Genomic DNA, 14,255 nt, shown 5'->3' on the forward strand with positions numbered 1-14,255 from the left:
GACATGGTACATGGAGGGCGACTGGGGCATCGAGAACCCAACGAACAGCCCGGGGAAGCGCAACCGCAAGTGTGCAAAGTCCGATGCCCGTGGCTATTTCGATGCCCTGAGAATATTACCCGGGTGATATTGAAAGCCTGATTAATATCCGGGTAATATTGGCGCTCATTGTCTTGAGGCCATTGTCATGTCCGACTCCCTTGCCCAACCCGTTACCGCCTTCCAGGCCCAGCGTGTGCTGGCGACCGGCCGCTGCTGGAGGTGCGCGCTGGCGGTCAAGCGCGCCACTGAAGGTGGCGAGCGACAACCGCTGCTGGTGTTCGATGATGCCAGCGGCCGGGTCGTCGATCTCGACCTGCGTGGCACCCCCGATGAGGTACGCCAGCGCTTGGCCGCTACCCCGCCGCCCGGCCCGGGCGCTACCGCCAGCGCCAGCCGACGCCGCCCGGTCGAGGCCGAAGACCGCACGCCCCGTGGGCGCGGGCGGCCCAAGCTGGGGGTCGTCGCCCGGAAGTGACCCTGCTGCCGCGTCAGTGGGATTGGCTGGCCGAGCAGCCGGGTGGGGCCTCGGCGGTGCTGCGCCGGCTGGTGGACGACGCGCGGCGCAATGGCACCGACGCACAGCGACAGCGGGCTGCGCAAGAGGCGGCCTACCAGTTCATGCTGGCCATGGGCGGCGACCTTCCGGGTTATGAAGAGGCCACTCGGGCGTTGTTCGCCGCGGATCTTGCGCGCCTGCAACAGTGCATTCAGGACTGGCCCGGGGATATCCGCGACTACGCCCTGCGCCTGGCCGGCGCGCTTTGACAGGTCAGTGCTGCAGCACCCGACGGGCCGCCGCCGAAGGCTCTTCGGCAGTGGCCCGTCGGGCTAGGCAGGTCAGGCCGCAATGCCCGCAGGCCGTCGCGTATGACTTCACTTGCGCTGGCCTATTCACCGCTATGTGGCCTGCACCGCGTCGGCCATTTGGTTTGGCGGCGTGATGCGGAAGTTGCTCAGTGTTACGCATGAGGAGTTTCTCCCGCTGGATAGGATTGAGTCCTGCCTCCACGCTGAGCAAAATGCATACCCCCTCAGGCATCGCCCCCTTGTACAGAATCCCTCAAGCCTGGACGGTAGCCGTCCGATTGAAGGGACGATTCTCTAGCCGCGACGCGCCATCAGCAGCACCGACGCCGCCCCTGACAACAGCAGCGCGCAGCCGCGATTGAACAGGCGCTTGCCGCGCGGTGCGGCGAACCAGCGGCGCATGTGCAGGCCCATGTAGGCGTAGGCGCCGATGGCGATCCACTCCAGCCCCAGAAACAGCACGCCCAGGACCAGGAACTGCGGCCCCATCGGCTGCGCCGGATCGACGAACTGCGGCAGGAAGGCAGTGAAGATCAGGATCGCCTTGGGGTTGCCCGCCGCCACCAGGAACTCCTGGCGGGCCAGGGCCCACAGACCGACGCGGGCCGCTTCGCCGGGCTCTTCATGGCCGGGGTTGGCGCGCCACAGCTGCCAGGCCAGGTACAGCAGGTAGCCTGCGCCGAGGATCTTGATGGCATGAAACAACAGTTCCGAGGTCTGCAGGACCACCGCCAGGCCGGCGGCGGCCAGGGCGATCATCAAGGCGAACGCCAGCAGCCGGCCGATGCCCGCCAGGCACGATTGGCGATAGCCGTAGCGGGTGGCGTTGCTCACCGACAGCAGGTTGTTCGGGCCGGGGGCCATATTCAGGGCAAAGCAGGCGGGGATGAACAGGAGCAAGGTGGCAAGGTTCATAAGGTCTCCCAAAGGGCGTGGGTGGCACTGCATCGCAGTCGCAGTAGCAGTAGCAGTAGCAGTAGCAGTAGCAGTAGCAGTAGCGGTCATGATCGCAGTCGCAGTCGCAGTCGCAGTCGCAGTCGCAGTCGCAGTCGCAGTCGCAATAGCAATAGCAATAGCAATAGCAATAGCAATAGCAATAGCAGTCACAGTCGCGGCCACAGCCGCACTCGCGATCGCGGGCGCCAGGCTGCCGGGGCGCGAGAGGGCAAAAATAGAGGTCGTAGCGGGGCCAAGGCAAGTGTCCCGTGCACCTTTGTGAGGCGCGCCTGGGCTGGGAGGGGTCAGGTATCGCCGTCGAGTGCGCCGCGCAAGTGCGCATCGAGCCACGGCGCGACTTGGGCCGCGTGGCTCAGGCCCAGGTCATGCTCGGCCCCGGGGACGATGCGCAAGCGCGCATTGGGCAGCAGGGCGGCCAGGCGCTGACCCACTGCCACCGGGCTGATGGGGTCGCAGTCGCCCCACAGCAGCAAGACCGGCATGTCCAGTTCCCCCAGGCGCGGGCCGAGGTCGCTGTGGTCATCGACGAACCAGCGGGGCAGTTGCGGGTAGGCCGCGGTGTAATCCTTGCGCCAGTCGCTGGCGCCCAGCTTGCCCATGTCCACGCCGCCGGAGGTGACGCTCAACACCAGATGGGTGATCAGCTCCGGTCGCGCCAGGGCCGTTTGCACCGCGAGGATGCCGCCCATGGACTGAGCCACCAGCGCGGTGGGCTGGTCGATGCGCTGCAGCACCAGGTCCAGCAGATCGTCCATGCCCCGGACGTCTGGCTGTGCCGGGGTATCGCCGAAGCCCGGCCAGCCCAGGTGCACCTGGCGCGCCGGATGGCGCAGCTGCGCGGCCAGGGGTTGCCAGAATTGACGATTGCCCGAGGCGCCGGGCAGAAACAGCAGTTGTTGGGGGGCTTGGGGCACGGCATCGCTCCGGGTCCGTGGGCGGCTAACACGCTCGCGCTGGCAGCAGCACCGTGCGGCGGGCAAGAAAAATACGGCGACTTGGCGTCAGGAGCAAGAGGCACAGCGTGCGGCGCCGCGCATCGAGCGATGGCGGCGGGTGATGCACCAGGCGCCCATGCATCCGCTGCGGCGGTTTATCATGCGGGCCCTGGCGGGTTGCTCGCCAAGCCAGTGACTGATCTTCTTGCCCACTCCGGATGCGCCCGCCATGTCAGATCCGCAAAAGCCTGTTGCCATCCCCGAATTTCCGGTGTGCCACGTCCGGGGCGGCACCTCCACCGGGTTGATCCTGCCTCGCGATGCCTTGCCCCGGGACGAAGCCCTGGTGGAAGAACTGCTGCGCCACCTGATGGGCGTGCCACTGCACGGCGAGTGGCCGGGCAACAGCCAGATCACCGGCCTGGGGCGCGGCGGGCCCACCAGCAACAAGGTGTTCATCGTCGAACGCCGCCCCGGCGAGACGCGGATGATCAGCACCCTGGCGCAACTGGCGGCGGGCAAGAGCGCCATCGACTGGAGCGTCAACTGCGGCAACCTGTCCGCGGCCCTGCCGCTGTACGCCCTGCAACGCGGGTGGCTGCAGCCCGGGGAGGGCGGTGGACAGATCGAGATCTACAACAGCAACACCCAGACCACGATGTATGCACGCCTGAGCCTGCGCGACGGTCGGCTGCTGAGCGACACGCGAATTCCCGGGGTCAACGGGGTGTTTCCCGGGGTCGACCTGTTTCTCGATAAGCCGGTGGGCGCCAAGACCGGCGCGCTGTTTCCCACCGGGCAACGGGTCGACCTGTTGGACGGCATCGCCGCCACCTGCATCGACGTGGCGGTGCCCATGGTCATCCTGCGCGCGGCGGACCTGGGTAAGACCGGCGAGGAAAGCCCGGCCGAACTGGACGCCGACCCACAGTTCAAGGCGCGCCTGCTGGAACTGATGGTGCAAGGCGGTCTGCGCATGGGCTTGCGCCAGCGCGACGGCCGTTTGATGAGCGCCGACGACCTACGGCGCAGCGAAACCATCCCGAAGATCTGCATCGTCAGCCCGGCGCGAGAAGGCGGGGATATCGCCACCCGCTACTTCACCCCGCAGAACGCCCACCCGTCCCTGGCGGTGTCCGGCGGCTGCTGCCTGGCGGCGGCCTGCCTGGCCGAAGGCACCGTGGCCCATGCCCTGTTGGCGCGGGCACCGGTGATAGGCGAAGGGAAGGGCGAATATCCGCTGGCGATTGAAAACCCCGCCGGCGTGCTGGAAACCCTGATCAATGCCCGACAGGTGGCCGGGGAGCTACTGATCGACGGCGCCGCCTACCGGCGCAGCGCACAGATCCTGTTGCAGGGCAGCACACCGCTGTACAACGCCTCGCCGCAATTGATCGCCGCCCTTGGCGCCTTGTAGCCACTGCCGCAGGCTCGCCAGCGATCCCTCTACCGCCGAGGCCTCTTCGGTGCCTATCGCAGCCTGCGGCAGCGGCTACAGAGTTGCCCGTGACGCCAGCGCTTGCATTCGCTTCGTGTAGCCGCTGCCGAAGGCTGCGAACGAGCCACAGGCTCGCTGGCGATCCCCCTGGCGCCGAGGCCCCTTCGGTGCCTATCGCAGCCTGCGGCAGCGGCTACAGGCGGGCGGCTGTGGTTCAGCGCTGGGGGAAATCCCGGCGCAGGGCATCCACCCCTGCCAGCAGCCGAGGCACGGGATTGCAGGCCAGGGGCAGCGTCACTTGGCAGCCGTCCAGCCGTTGCTCCGGGTTCAGCCAGGGCGGCGCGGCTTCAAGGCAAAAGTGGATCTGGATCTGCGGCTCGGGGCCGCCCAGGTAGTGAAACGCCAGGCAAGGCTCGGTGAACCAGCAGGGCCGGGGAGGGCCTTTGGGCTGATCCAGGGCCTGTAGCCACTGGGCCAACTGACCGAGCTCGTGAGTCCTCAGGCAGGCATCCTTGAAACGCCAGTCGCCCTGGGGATGCTCGATGCGGCCCTGCACCATCAGCCAGTTGGCGTCCAGGTGATCGTGGCTGCTGGGGAACTGGTAGCCAAGGATGTCCAGTTCCACCCGCAGCTCAGGCGGGGCCCTGAAGATCAGGGGCATATCAGCGAACCTCGCCGCCATCGGGAAGAAACGGCGGCACCTTCTGGCGCAACAACTGGATCAACGCCGGGTCCATGAAGTCGTAATCATCGGCAATGTTCAGGCTCACGATCTGCTGGTTGTTCAACTGCGCCTTGAAGCGCTTGCGCAGTTTTTCCCGGTGGCCGGTTTCCATCACCACAATCAGCCCGGCCCATTGCACCAGCTCCGGGCCCAGGGGCACCTGGGCATCGTGATTGAGCCCGGCGGAGGCGGTTTCGATCCCCGGCCAGTCGGCGAACAGCTGCTCGGCGGTGGGGCTGCGCAGCTTGTTCTGGCTGCAGACAAACAAGACATTGAGCATTGGGCCGAACTCCTTGGCACAGACGCCCGGCCCGTGACGGGCGGGGCAAAGGCGCTGATTTTTCGGGGCTTTGGCCGCGCTGTCCAGCAACTTGTGACGGGATGGGCCAATGGCGTTGGTCAGCCCCGGTTGCCCGCCAAGGGCTGTGGCTGCGAAACTGCCAGCCCCTTGACTCGCATCGCTCACGCCATGTCCGCAGCCCTGTTCACCTCACCCCATCTGGGCCTGGCCCTCAGGCGCTGGCGCCTGTTGCACCGGGTCAAGCAGCAGCACGCTGCCGAGCTGTTCGGCGTGGCGCAGTCGAGCATTTCCCGCTGGGAAAACGGCCGGCAGGCCATGGAACCGGCGGAGCGTGCGCGCCTGGAGCACCTGCTGGCGGCCAACCTCAGCGCCGCTGCCGATCAGGCCCTGGCGCGGCTGGTGAATGACAGCCCGCGCGCCGTGCACCTGGTGTGCGACCTGACCCACCGCCTGCTGGCCTGTTCGCCGACCCGCGCCGCACAATTCGGCGTGCCCTTGAGCGAGCTGCTGGGCCAATCGCTGTGGGGCTTTTGTACCGAGGAAATCGTGCGCAAGGAAGCCGCCCTGGATGACCTGGGCTGGCGCGCAGTGCTGGCGCCGCCGTCCCTGGAGTTCTTCAGCGGCCACAACGATTCGGCCATCGTGCCCATCGCCCCCAGCCAGTGCCGCTGGACCCGCCTCAACCTGTCCGACGGCAACGCCGTGCGGCTGGTGGAAACCCTCTGACGCGCTTGTCGAGGCACGCCACGCATATTTTATCCGTGGACCGGTTGCTGCCCGCTGGCTAGTCTGGCAAGCCTTCGCCCGCCGCCCCACGGCGTGGGCCTCATTCACGTGCAGCAGGCTTGTCCATGACCCCCGAACTCCTCAGTGGCCGTCTCGACTTTCTCCGTGAAGCGGAAAAACTCAAGGACGTGCTGCGCAGCGCCCACACCTCCAGCGGCCGCCAGGAAAGCACCGCCGAGCACAGCTGGCGCCTGTGCCTGATGGCGTTGCTGTTCGAAGACCAACTGGGCGAACTGGACCTGCTGCGGGTGCTGAAACTGTGCATCGTCCACGACCTGGGGGAGGCCATTCATGGCGATATCCCGGCGGTGGCCCAGGCCGCCCACCCGGACAAGAGCCAACAGGAACGCGACGACCTGCAATACCTCGCCCGGGCCCTGGACGCCCCAGCCCGCCAGCGCCTGCTGGAGCTGTGGGACGAATACGAAGGCGCCGCCAGCGCCGAGGCGCGCGCGGTCAAGGCCCTGGACAAGCTGGAAACCCTGCTGCAACACACCCAGGGCCAGAACCCGGCGGATTTCGACTACGGCTTCAACCTCGATTACGGCCGCCGCTACACCGATGCCAGCCCGTTGTTCCAGGCCCTGCGCCAGCAGATCGATGCCGACACCCGGCGCCGCCTCGACGCCCAGGACTGAGCAGCGGTTCACGATCGGCGGTGCCTGGCTCAGGCGCCGTTGAGCATGCCTGGGCAGCACTCGAAAAGGGATGAACAGGCTCCGGCAGGGGGCAGGGCGCCCGCTGGGGGCCTGGCACGGGTCATGGTTTTTTTCTGGCAGGGTCATCAAGCGAAGCTATTTTTACCTTCGCTTGTCCTTCACTACGCTTTTCACACGGTTGTCCAACCCGGGGCCAACGTCGAGCGGCAGGTTTTCGATGACCGAAGGAGTGATCCATGTCCAATGAATCCAAGTGCCCGTTCAAACACACCGCCGGCGAAGGCACCCGCAACCGTGACTGGTGGCCCGGCCAACTGAACCTGAAGATCCTCCACCAGCACTCACAGCTGTCCGACCCGATGGCCGAGGACTTCGACTACGCCGCCGAATTCAAGACCCTGGACCTGGCCGCGGTGAAGCGCGACCTGCTGGCGCTGATGACCGACTCCCAACCCTGGTGGCCGGCGGATTTTGGCCACTACGGCCCGCTGTTCATCCGCATGGCCTGGCACAGCGCCGGCACCTACCGCATCGCCGATGGCCGCGGTGGCGCCGGGGGCGGGCAGCAGCGCTTCGCCCCGCTCAATAGCTGGCCGGACAACGTCAGCCTGGACAAGGCGCGGCGGCTGATCTGGCCGATCAAGCAAAAATACGGACGCAAGATCTCCTGGGCCGACCTGATCATCCTCACCGGCAACGTCGCCCTGGAATCCATGGGTTTTAAAACCTTCGGCTTTGCCGGTGGCCGCCAGGACGTCTGGGAGCCGGAAGACAACGTCTACTGGGGCAGCGAAACCACCTGGCTCGACGACCAGCGCTACAGCGGCGACCGTGAGCTGGAGAACCCCCTGGGGGCGGTGCAGATGGGCCTGATCTACGTCAACCCGGAAGGCCCCAACGGCAACCCCGACCCGCTGGCGGCGGCCCGCGACATCCGCGAAACCTTCGCCCGCATGGCCATGAACGATGAAGAAACCGTGGCCCTGATCGCCGGCGGCCACACCTTCGGCAAGACCCACGGCGCCGGCCCCGCAACCCACGTCGGCCCGGAACCGGAAGCCGCCGGCCTGGAAGAACAGGGCCTGGGTTGGAAAAGCAGCTTTGGCACAGGCGTTGGTGGCGACGCCATCACCAGCGGCCTGGAAGTGATCTGGACCACCACCCCGACCCGCTGGAGCAACGACTTCTTCGACCACCTGTTCGGCTACGAATGGGAGTTGACCACCAGCCCCGCCGGCGCCCACCAATGGCAACCCAAAGCCGGCGCCGGGGCCGACAGCGTGCCCGACCCCCACGACCCGAACAAACGCCGCACGCCGTCGATGCTCACCACCGACCTGTCGCTGCGCTTCGACCCGGCCTACGAGGCCATCTCCCGGCGCTTCCACCAGCACCCCGAGCAACTGGCCGAAGCCTTCTCCCGAGCCTGGTTCAAACTCACCCACCGCGACATGGGGCCGCGCGCCCGTTACCTGGGCCCGGAAGTGCCGGCCGAGGAACTGATCTGGCAAGACCCGATTCCGGCGGTGAACCACCCGCTGATCGACGCCCAGGACATCCAGCAGCTCAAGGGCCAGATCCTCAATTCCGGCCTGTCCGTGGCGCAACTGGTGTCCACCGCCTGGGCCTCGGCTTCGACCTTCCGCGGCTCGGACAAGCGCGGCGGCGCCAACGGCGCACGGATTCGCCTGGCCCCGCAGAAAGACTGGGAGGTCAACCAACCGCAGCAACTGGCCCAGGTGCTGCGCGCCCTGGAAGGGGTACAGAGCGCCTTCAACAGCGCGCAAAGCAATGGCAAGCGCGTGTCCCTGGCGGACCTGATCGTCCTCGGCGGTTGCGCGGCGGTGGAACTGGCGGCGAAAAATGCCGGCTACAGCATCAGCGTGCCCTTCGCCCCGGGGCGTATGGACGCCAGCCAGGAACAGACCGACGTCGAATCCTTCGCCGTGCTGGAACCGGTGGCCGACGGCTTCCGTAACTACCTCAAACCCGTCAGCGGCGTCACCGCCGAAGCCCTGCTGGTGGACAGAGCGCAACTGCTGACCCTCACCGCCCCGCAACTGACCGTGCTGCTGGGCGGCCTGCGAGTGCTGGGGGTCAACGTCGGGCAATCGCCCCACGGCGTGTTCACCGCGCGCCCGGGGACCCTGAGCAACGACTTCTTCGTCAACCTGCTGGACATGGGCACCCAATGGAAACCCCTGTCCGAGGCCCGTGACCAGTACGAAGGCAGCGACCGCGTCACGGGGCAACACAAATGGAGCGGCACCCGGGTTGACCTGCTGCTGGGTTCCAACTCGCAACTGCGGGCCCTGGCCGAGGTGTATGCAGCGGCGGATGCGGGGGAGAAGTTCGTGAAGGACTTTGTCGCCGCCTGGGACAAGGTGATGAACCTGGATCGGTTCGATCTACGCTGAGGGCAGGGGATTAACGTCCAGCAACTGGCGGCCCTCGACTTGAGTATTCAGGTCGAGGGCTGCGGCTGTCTGTGGCAAGTGCTGGCGATTTCCTCGACCCTCTTACCCACCCAGCAGAAGAATCAGCATCAGGCAAAAGGCTCTGTGAACTCGCGCGGTGCTGGATGCACTATGGCAAAATGCCCTGCATCAATTCAGGGAGCCAGGGATGAAAGCTATTGTCGTTGCAGCGCTACTGTTACTTACAGGGTGTGTAGCAAAGGTTGTTGAATACAAGGCATTGCCTATTACACAGGGTCAGGCGGAATCGATCATTGAACAGGTACTGATGGAACAACCGCTGAAAACCAGACCCGAACAAGTGTTCTTCACGGACGAATACATTGGCTACGGAAGTGGGACTATTTCTGCTACCAGTGGCTTTGCAAGTGCAACGCCTATCGGCGTAGGAGCCATAGCAGCCGGCAGCTCCAAGACTTCTTCCAAAGCGGTGCAAACCCGTATCTATTTCAACTCGATTGGTAGCGTCACGCTCTACTCAAAGCGTGGTCGTTGGGTCGTGCAGACCAGGAACCAGGCAGGTGGAGTGCTGAACAGTTCGCAGGTCGACACGCAGCAGAAGGCTCAGCGGTTTGTTGACGCAATGTTGTTTTTCAAACGGACCTAATGCGGCGCAGGGTAGCTGACTGATAGGCGGCGGCAGGTGATGGCCCCTAGTCGCTTGATCAGCTTCAAGGCAACTTCAGACCGGGTAAAACGATAACGCCTCCTTAGGGAGGCGTTTTTGCCAGCGCGGTCGAGGCGTTTCGCGCTCGACTGGCGGCAATCAGGGCGGGCCATGTAGCGCCCGCCACGCGCTTACTGGGCCTTGAGGTACTCATTGAGAAACGCCTGGGCATCGCCATAGCTGGACAGGTTGCTGTCATAGCCCACCTTCAGCGGCTTGGCCTCGCCCGGCAGATGCAGCTCGCCATAGCCTTCCTGAAGCAGCAGCACCACGAACTTCTGCCCGTCCACCTGAGTGAAGTAACGGGTGTCGCGCGAGGTTTGCTCGACGTTCATTTTCTGAATGCGCATGTTCCAGTCGTGGTCGGCGTCTTCCACCTGCACCAACGCCTGATGGGCGCTGCGCTCACCGATGCGCAAGGTCCAGACCTTCACCCCGTGCGGCCCGGTGTAGGCCAGGATCTTGCCCGCCACCTGTGGCCGTTCCTCGGCCTGGGCCAGCCCGGTTCCCAGTACCCACGCCATGACCCACGCGGCCGCCCAACGGTAATAAAGCTGCATCCTTCTAGCTCCTGAACATGAAAAAGGGCGGTTATTGAAGCCGACCCCTGCGGCGCTGCCAAGCACCCAAGGCAACACGCGGGCTAAAAAACCTGCGTGCACAACCCACGCCGAGCCGCCTGCGAGTGGGTTACCATCCGCCGCCTCGGCGCCCCACACACGCTGGAGCGATGCACTGGCCCGGCAAGGCCGCCGGTCAACTTCCCGCCTCATCAGGACCCAGCCCCATGAGCCAACTCACCGCACTGATCGCCCAAGCCCGAGCCGGGCTTTCGGTCCAGCAAAACATTCCCCAGGAACGCTGGGAGGCCATCGCCACCCAGTGCGGCACCGAGGAAATCGCCGAGATCAAAACCCGCATCGCCTCACTCAAGGCCGCCCGCGAAGCCGTCGAAGACTGGGACGGCGACACCCGCGATGACCTGTATTTCGCCATCGCCCACTTCACCCGCCTGCTGGAACTGGCCAGCGCCCACGCACAAGGTGAATGAGCATGCCGATTGACCGCACAACGGATTATTTCGAGAGCAGCGAAGGCGCCGTGCGCCTATGGATAGAGCAGGGCAGTGCCATTCATCTCAAGGCCGCTAGCCCGCACAACGACCCGGTGGAACTGACGGCAGAACAGGCCCTGGAACTGGCCCAGGCACTGCAACGTCTGGCCAGCCGCCTTGCTGACTGAAAGCAGCCCCAAGACCAGCGCCCACGCAACCACCTGGGCAACGGCACACCTGAGAGGAACAGACCCTGTTTAACGAACTAGTGTTTTTGCACGAAGACCCTGACCAGGACTCCGCCTACCTCGGCGGCAACCCCTACCTGCCTGAGTCCATCCCTTGGCCCACCGACTCGATGGGCGCCCCCTTACTGCACCTTGCCAGTCTGCCGGCCAGCTTTATCAATCGATACCTCGCAGGCATGCAATTGAATGACGAGTTGGTGGTTTCGCTGTTTACGCCTTACTCAATCGTCAGCGATACCTACATCGATCAAGCCATGCAAGAGGGTGGCAAGGTGCTGGCCTACAGACCCGCGGCGCGACAGGTGGATGGTTACGGACAGCCCATCACCCCGGCGCGGCGAATCGAAGTGGTTGAAAATCCGGGGCAGGACAGCGACGAAAACGGCCTGGCCAAGATCGCCGGAATACCCGCCTGGATTCAGGATCAAGAGACACGCCCAGGCTTGAACTATGTGCTGCAGATCAACAACTCCCGGCTGAACAGGGCCGCTCCAGGGCACAAGGGCATCTTGGTCGGCGGAACCGGCTATTTGCTATTGAAGCAAGGCATTGATGACGAAGACCTGATGGCCGGGGCCCTGATCATCCAGAGTTCATAAGAAGGGGGCGGGCCCTCAGCCCACGAGGGCAAAATCCTTGGGGTCGAAGCGCTCGCGGGTGTCCATCTGAACATTGCGCAGGCTCGCGGTTTGCTCCTGGCTGGCGTACAGCGACTCGGCAGAATAACTGATCAGCAGCGAACGCCGGCGCGCACCACTGGGGTTGAGGCTGGCCCCATGCACCAGATCGGCATCGAACAGCAGCACGTCCCCCGCATTGCCCGCCAACTGCACTACACGGGATTCATCACTGAAATCAAAGGGCGCCAACCGCTCCCCGGGGCGATGACTGCCGGGCACGATGCGCGTTGCGCCATTGGCCGGCCCATAGTCATCGAGATAGACCAGCGCCGTGACCCGGTCACCGAGGCGCTGCTCCGACAGGTCCCGGTGCAACACCTGATGACCGCCCCCCGCCAACGGCTCGCGGCCCTCCACCTGAGCCAGAAAAAAGCGTTCCCCGATCAACTCCCCGGCCACCGCCAACAGCGCCGGCAAACGACACACCGCCTGCACCCGCGCATCCAGATCCACCAGCGCATGACGCCAATCGTGGCCCCGAGGCACCGGCCATTGCTCAGGCCCGATCACCCCCGCCTCGAACGTGGCCCGCAGCTCATCCAACCAGGCGGCGGGCACCGCCTGACGCAGCAACAAATAACCGTTTTGATGGAGTTGTTCGCGGTCGATCATGAGGGGGCAGATGTCCTTATCCGGGGTGGGGGAGAGCATAACGGCTCGCTAATCCGAACGACATAACCGGCTACGGTTTAGCGGTTGCCGGACCCAGAGCAGACCGCCTAGTCTGCTGCGGTCGCTGCAAAATCAGCGACCGGGCCTGAGAACCCGGTAAGATGCAGGCGCACAAGCGCCCGCCCATGAATGCAGGCGCATTTTTGTGCCCGTCTGTTCGTGTTATGGCGGCTGTGCGTGGGAGACCTTCGGGTCTGCCGGGTTCCTGTATCTCCGGTTTCTCAGCCCGCGCACAGCTGCCACCCACTCGCCTGAGAACGAAGGTGGCAGCTCTCATTACCGATATGGGAGTTTCAATCATGTACGCCCGTAATCCGTGTGGATTTTCCCTTCGTAATACCCGTCTCCTGGCTGTTGTAGGAGGTGTCCGATGAGCAGTTCTGCCTCAGTCAAGACACTGGGTTTCGTCACCTTTGGCAGTTGTGCCGATCCTGAATTAGAGGTATTTCGCGTGAATGCTGACGTGCCTTTGCAGCAGGCGTTGGAGCACGCCTCTACTTTGCTTTTCTACGCCAAGAAGCTAGCGCTGGATGCTGCTATGGAAGAGCAGGGGGAGCGCTACGCTTGGGCTTCGCACTTTTTGGCGGAGATGGGTAAGGCAGTGATTGATGATGTGTGTTTGGGGTTGGGGGAAGAGCGAGCTAGGTAGGGGGGCTGAAATCGGACAATATCGTGCGAAGTTCAAAGAGACGGCGCTTATCGCTGCTTGATAAGCGACGTCTTTATGAGCTGAGGGGCAGCTTTCCGGCCAAAAACGATCATTAAGAGGCGTGTGCGAAACCAGGTACGATTCAGCTCTTCTATATCTAAGGCCCTACTATCCATACGGCTTGACCAGCAATTTTGCAGTCATAATCCTTCTCCAGCTGGTACAGTCGCTTGCCAACTTTTTTACGAAATACGTCGATGTAGGAGTTTAGGAATCTTATATCATTTGTGTTTTCATTCATGACTTCTCGACAAGCAGCTATTAGACCTTCGCAGATATCTCTGAGCCTACTGTCAAAATCAAATTTACTTAGCAGTCTCATTAATTTATGTCTAATTCTATCAATGGATCGGATTGTAAATTCAGGATTTTCCCGGCCATGTGACTCATGTAACACTCCCTTGAGGGCCAAGGTGTCTACAATTTCTTGAGCAACTTTTGCGTTGGAGCTAAATCGCTGAATCAATGGTAACGGGCTCCGATGCGTCTTAAGTAAAACTGACATAAGTTCTTCGTGGCTACGCTTCCATGCAGATAGAGTGGCTGCGTCATAATCTATACCATTATTTTTATCAACTAGAGTGTGGCAGGCCACGCAAAGCCAGATTCCATTCTGATCGCTTTCAATGTATGCCTTCTCCATGATTTGATATCGCGCCGCGCCCTTTTTTTCTCCAATTATATGGGCGGCCTCTCCTTTTTTAGTTCGTAGATGTGGGTCGGAAGATGCGGGCCCAATCGTGAGAACATTACATTCTGGATTATTGCAGATGTAACCTGAGCGGTATGCCAATAGGGTTGCAACTTTTTGTGAGAATGCCATGTCATCTCCCTAAAAGGTTGAGTAAGTAGTTGTGTCCGGAAAAATTGTGAATGTTAAGCTATGTGTCGACCTTCGATCGATTTAATAAGTCTTTTAGGTGAAACTGATTACCTATTTCTGGGGATTTCTTTTTTACTCCTAGGCTCCTTGTGTCGACAGTAGCCTGCCATAACGTGTGAGAGGTGATCTGCACTACATCAACTTAACCGATACCATTTCTACATGTCGGATTTTTCCTGGCTGCCGTCGTGGCTTTCTGCTTTGCTAATGGTGTAC

The 14,255-nt window shown here is 63.0% G+C and carries 16 protein-coding genes and 1 pseudogene; 10 read left to right on the forward strand and 7 right to left on the reverse strand.

Annotation, left to right across the window (positions count from 1 at the left end; translation table 11 throughout):
- Nucleotides 1–187: 187 nt before the first annotated feature.
- Nucleotides 188–807, forward strand: a pseudogene (locus PLD_RS03135) (DUF2239 family protein).
- A gap of 336 nt (nucleotides 808–1,143) precedes the next feature.
- On the opposite strand, the gene PLD_RS03140 reads toward PLD_RS03135, so the two are convergent.
- Both PLD_RS03140 and PLD_RS03145 read right to left on the reverse strand, forming a co-directional pair.
- Nucleotides 1,144–1,764 (reverse strand): LysE family translocator, encoded by a 621-nt coding sequence (locus PLD_RS03140; RefSeq protein WP_159889752.1) that lies wholly within the window; start codon nucleotides 1,762–1,764, stop codon nucleotides 1,144–1,146.
- Between the two features lie 326 nt (nucleotides 1,765–2,090).
- The gene (locus tag PLD_RS03145) at nucleotides 2,091–2,720 is read right to left on the reverse strand and encodes an alpha/beta fold hydrolase (protein ID WP_159889754.1); all 630 of its coding nucleotides are present in this window, start codon (nucleotides 2,718–2,720) and stop codon (nucleotides 2,091–2,093) included.
- A gap of 250 nt (nucleotides 2,721–2,970) precedes the next feature.
- Between PLD_RS03145 and PLD_RS03150 the strand changes: the two genes are divergently transcribed.
- Entirely contained in the window at nucleotides 2,971–4,158 is a 1,188-nt protein-coding gene (locus PLD_RS03150) for a PrpF domain-containing protein (RefSeq protein WP_159889756.1), read from the forward strand.
- A gap of 235 nt (nucleotides 4,159–4,393) precedes the next feature.
- Here the strand turns inward: PLD_RS03150 and PLD_RS03155 are convergent, their stop codons facing one another.
- Together PLD_RS03155 and PLD_RS03160 are read right to left on the reverse strand one after the other, a co-directional pair.
- Nucleotides 4,394–4,840: a hypothetical protein gene (locus PLD_RS03155; RefSeq protein WP_256674530.1), complete on the reverse strand. Its 447-nt coding sequence runs from the start codon at nucleotides 4,838–4,840 to the stop codon at nucleotides 4,394–4,396.
- A gap of 1 nt (nucleotide 4,841) precedes the next feature.
- Entirely contained in the window at nucleotides 4,842–5,183 is a 342-nt protein-coding gene (locus tag PLD_RS03160; protein WP_159889760.1) for a low molecular weight protein tyrosine phosphatase family protein, read from the reverse strand.
- Between the two features lie 189 nt (nucleotides 5,184–5,372).
- Between PLD_RS03160 and PLD_RS03165 the strand changes: the two genes are divergently transcribed.
- The 4 genes from PLD_RS03165 to PLD_RS03180 all read left to right on the forward strand — a co-directional run bounded on the left by PLD_RS03165 (nucleotide 5,373) and on the right by PLD_RS03180 (nucleotide 9,733).
- Nucleotides 5,373–5,930, forward strand: coding sequence for a helix-turn-helix transcriptional regulator (locus PLD_RS03165; RefSeq protein WP_178116115.1), 558 nt, complete (start codon nucleotides 5,373–5,375; stop codon nucleotides 5,928–5,930).
- 125 nt (nucleotides 5,931–6,055) lie between these two features.
- Nucleotides 6,056–6,628, forward strand: coding sequence for an HD domain-containing protein (locus PLD_RS03170; RefSeq protein WP_159889764.1), 573 nt, complete (start codon nucleotides 6,056–6,058; stop codon nucleotides 6,626–6,628).
- A gap of 257 nt (nucleotides 6,629–6,885) precedes the next feature.
- Nucleotides 6,886–9,066, forward strand: a complete 2,181-nt coding sequence (gene katG, locus PLD_RS03175) for a catalase/peroxidase HPI (RefSeq protein ID WP_159889766.1) — start codon at nucleotides 6,886–6,888, stop codon at nucleotides 9,064–9,066.
- A gap of 208 nt (nucleotides 9,067–9,274) precedes the next feature.
- The gene (locus PLD_RS03180) at nucleotides 9,275–9,733 is read left to right on the forward strand and encodes a hypothetical protein (protein WP_159889768.1); all 459 of its coding nucleotides are present in this window, start codon (nucleotides 9,275–9,277) and stop codon (nucleotides 9,731–9,733) included.
- A gap of 191 nt (nucleotides 9,734–9,924) precedes the next feature.
- Here the strand turns inward: PLD_RS03180 and PLD_RS03185 are convergent, their stop codons facing one another.
- Complete coding sequence (locus PLD_RS03185; protein WP_159889770.1) at nucleotides 9,925–10,353, reverse strand: hypothetical protein; 429 nt, start codon at nucleotides 10,351–10,353, stop codon at nucleotides 9,925–9,927.
- A gap of 227 nt (nucleotides 10,354–10,580) precedes the next feature.
- Here PLD_RS03185 and PLD_RS03190 point away from each other — a divergent pair, with 227 nt between their 5' ends.
- The 3 genes from PLD_RS03190 (at nucleotide 10,581) to PLD_RS30385 (ending at nucleotide 11,694) form a co-directional block, all read left to right on the forward strand.
- Nucleotides 10,581–10,844: a hypothetical protein gene (locus PLD_RS03190; protein ID WP_159889772.1), complete on the forward strand. Its 264-nt coding sequence runs from the start codon at nucleotides 10,581–10,583 to the stop codon at nucleotides 10,842–10,844.
- A 2-nt stretch (nucleotides 10,845–10,846) separates the two neighbouring features.
- The gene (locus PLD_RS03195; protein WP_256674531.1) at nucleotides 10,847–11,035 is read left to right on the forward strand and encodes a DUF6360 family protein; all 189 of its coding nucleotides are present in this window, start codon (nucleotides 10,847–10,849) and stop codon (nucleotides 11,033–11,035) included.
- Between the two features lie 86 nt (nucleotides 11,036–11,121).
- On the forward strand, nucleotides 11,122–11,694 hold the full coding sequence (locus PLD_RS30385; RefSeq protein WP_218575846.1) for a DUF1963 domain-containing protein: 573 nt from the start codon (nucleotides 11,122–11,124) through the stop codon (nucleotides 11,692–11,694).
- A 15-nt stretch (nucleotides 11,695–11,709) separates the two neighbouring features.
- On the opposite strand, the gene PLD_RS03205 is transcribed toward PLD_RS30385, so the two are convergent.
- Nucleotides 11,710–12,387: a phytanoyl-CoA dioxygenase family protein gene (locus tag PLD_RS03205; RefSeq protein WP_159890811.1), complete on the reverse strand. Its 678-nt coding sequence runs from the start codon at nucleotides 12,385–12,387 to the stop codon at nucleotides 11,710–11,712.
- 430 nt (nucleotides 12,388–12,817) lie between these two features.
- Between PLD_RS03205 and PLD_RS03210 the strand changes: the two genes are divergently transcribed.
- Complete coding sequence (locus tag PLD_RS03210; RefSeq protein ID WP_159889776.1) at nucleotides 12,818–13,096, forward strand: DUF3077 domain-containing protein; 279 nt, start codon at nucleotides 12,818–12,820, stop codon at nucleotides 13,094–13,096.
- A 157-nt stretch (nucleotides 13,097–13,253) separates the two neighbouring features.
- Here PLD_RS03210 and PLD_RS03215 read toward each other — a convergent pair whose 3' ends face one another.
- A complete protein-coding gene (locus PLD_RS03215) occupies nucleotides 13,254–13,979 on the reverse strand; it encodes an HNH endonuclease (protein ID WP_159889778.1) in 726 nt (241 codons plus the stop codon).
- Nucleotides 13,980–14,255 lie beyond the last annotated feature (276 nt).

It is taken from the genome of Pseudomonas sp. LD120 (assembly GCF_009861525.1).
GTDB lineage: Bacteria > Pseudomonadota > Gammaproteobacteria > Pseudomonadales > Pseudomonadaceae > Aquipseudomonas.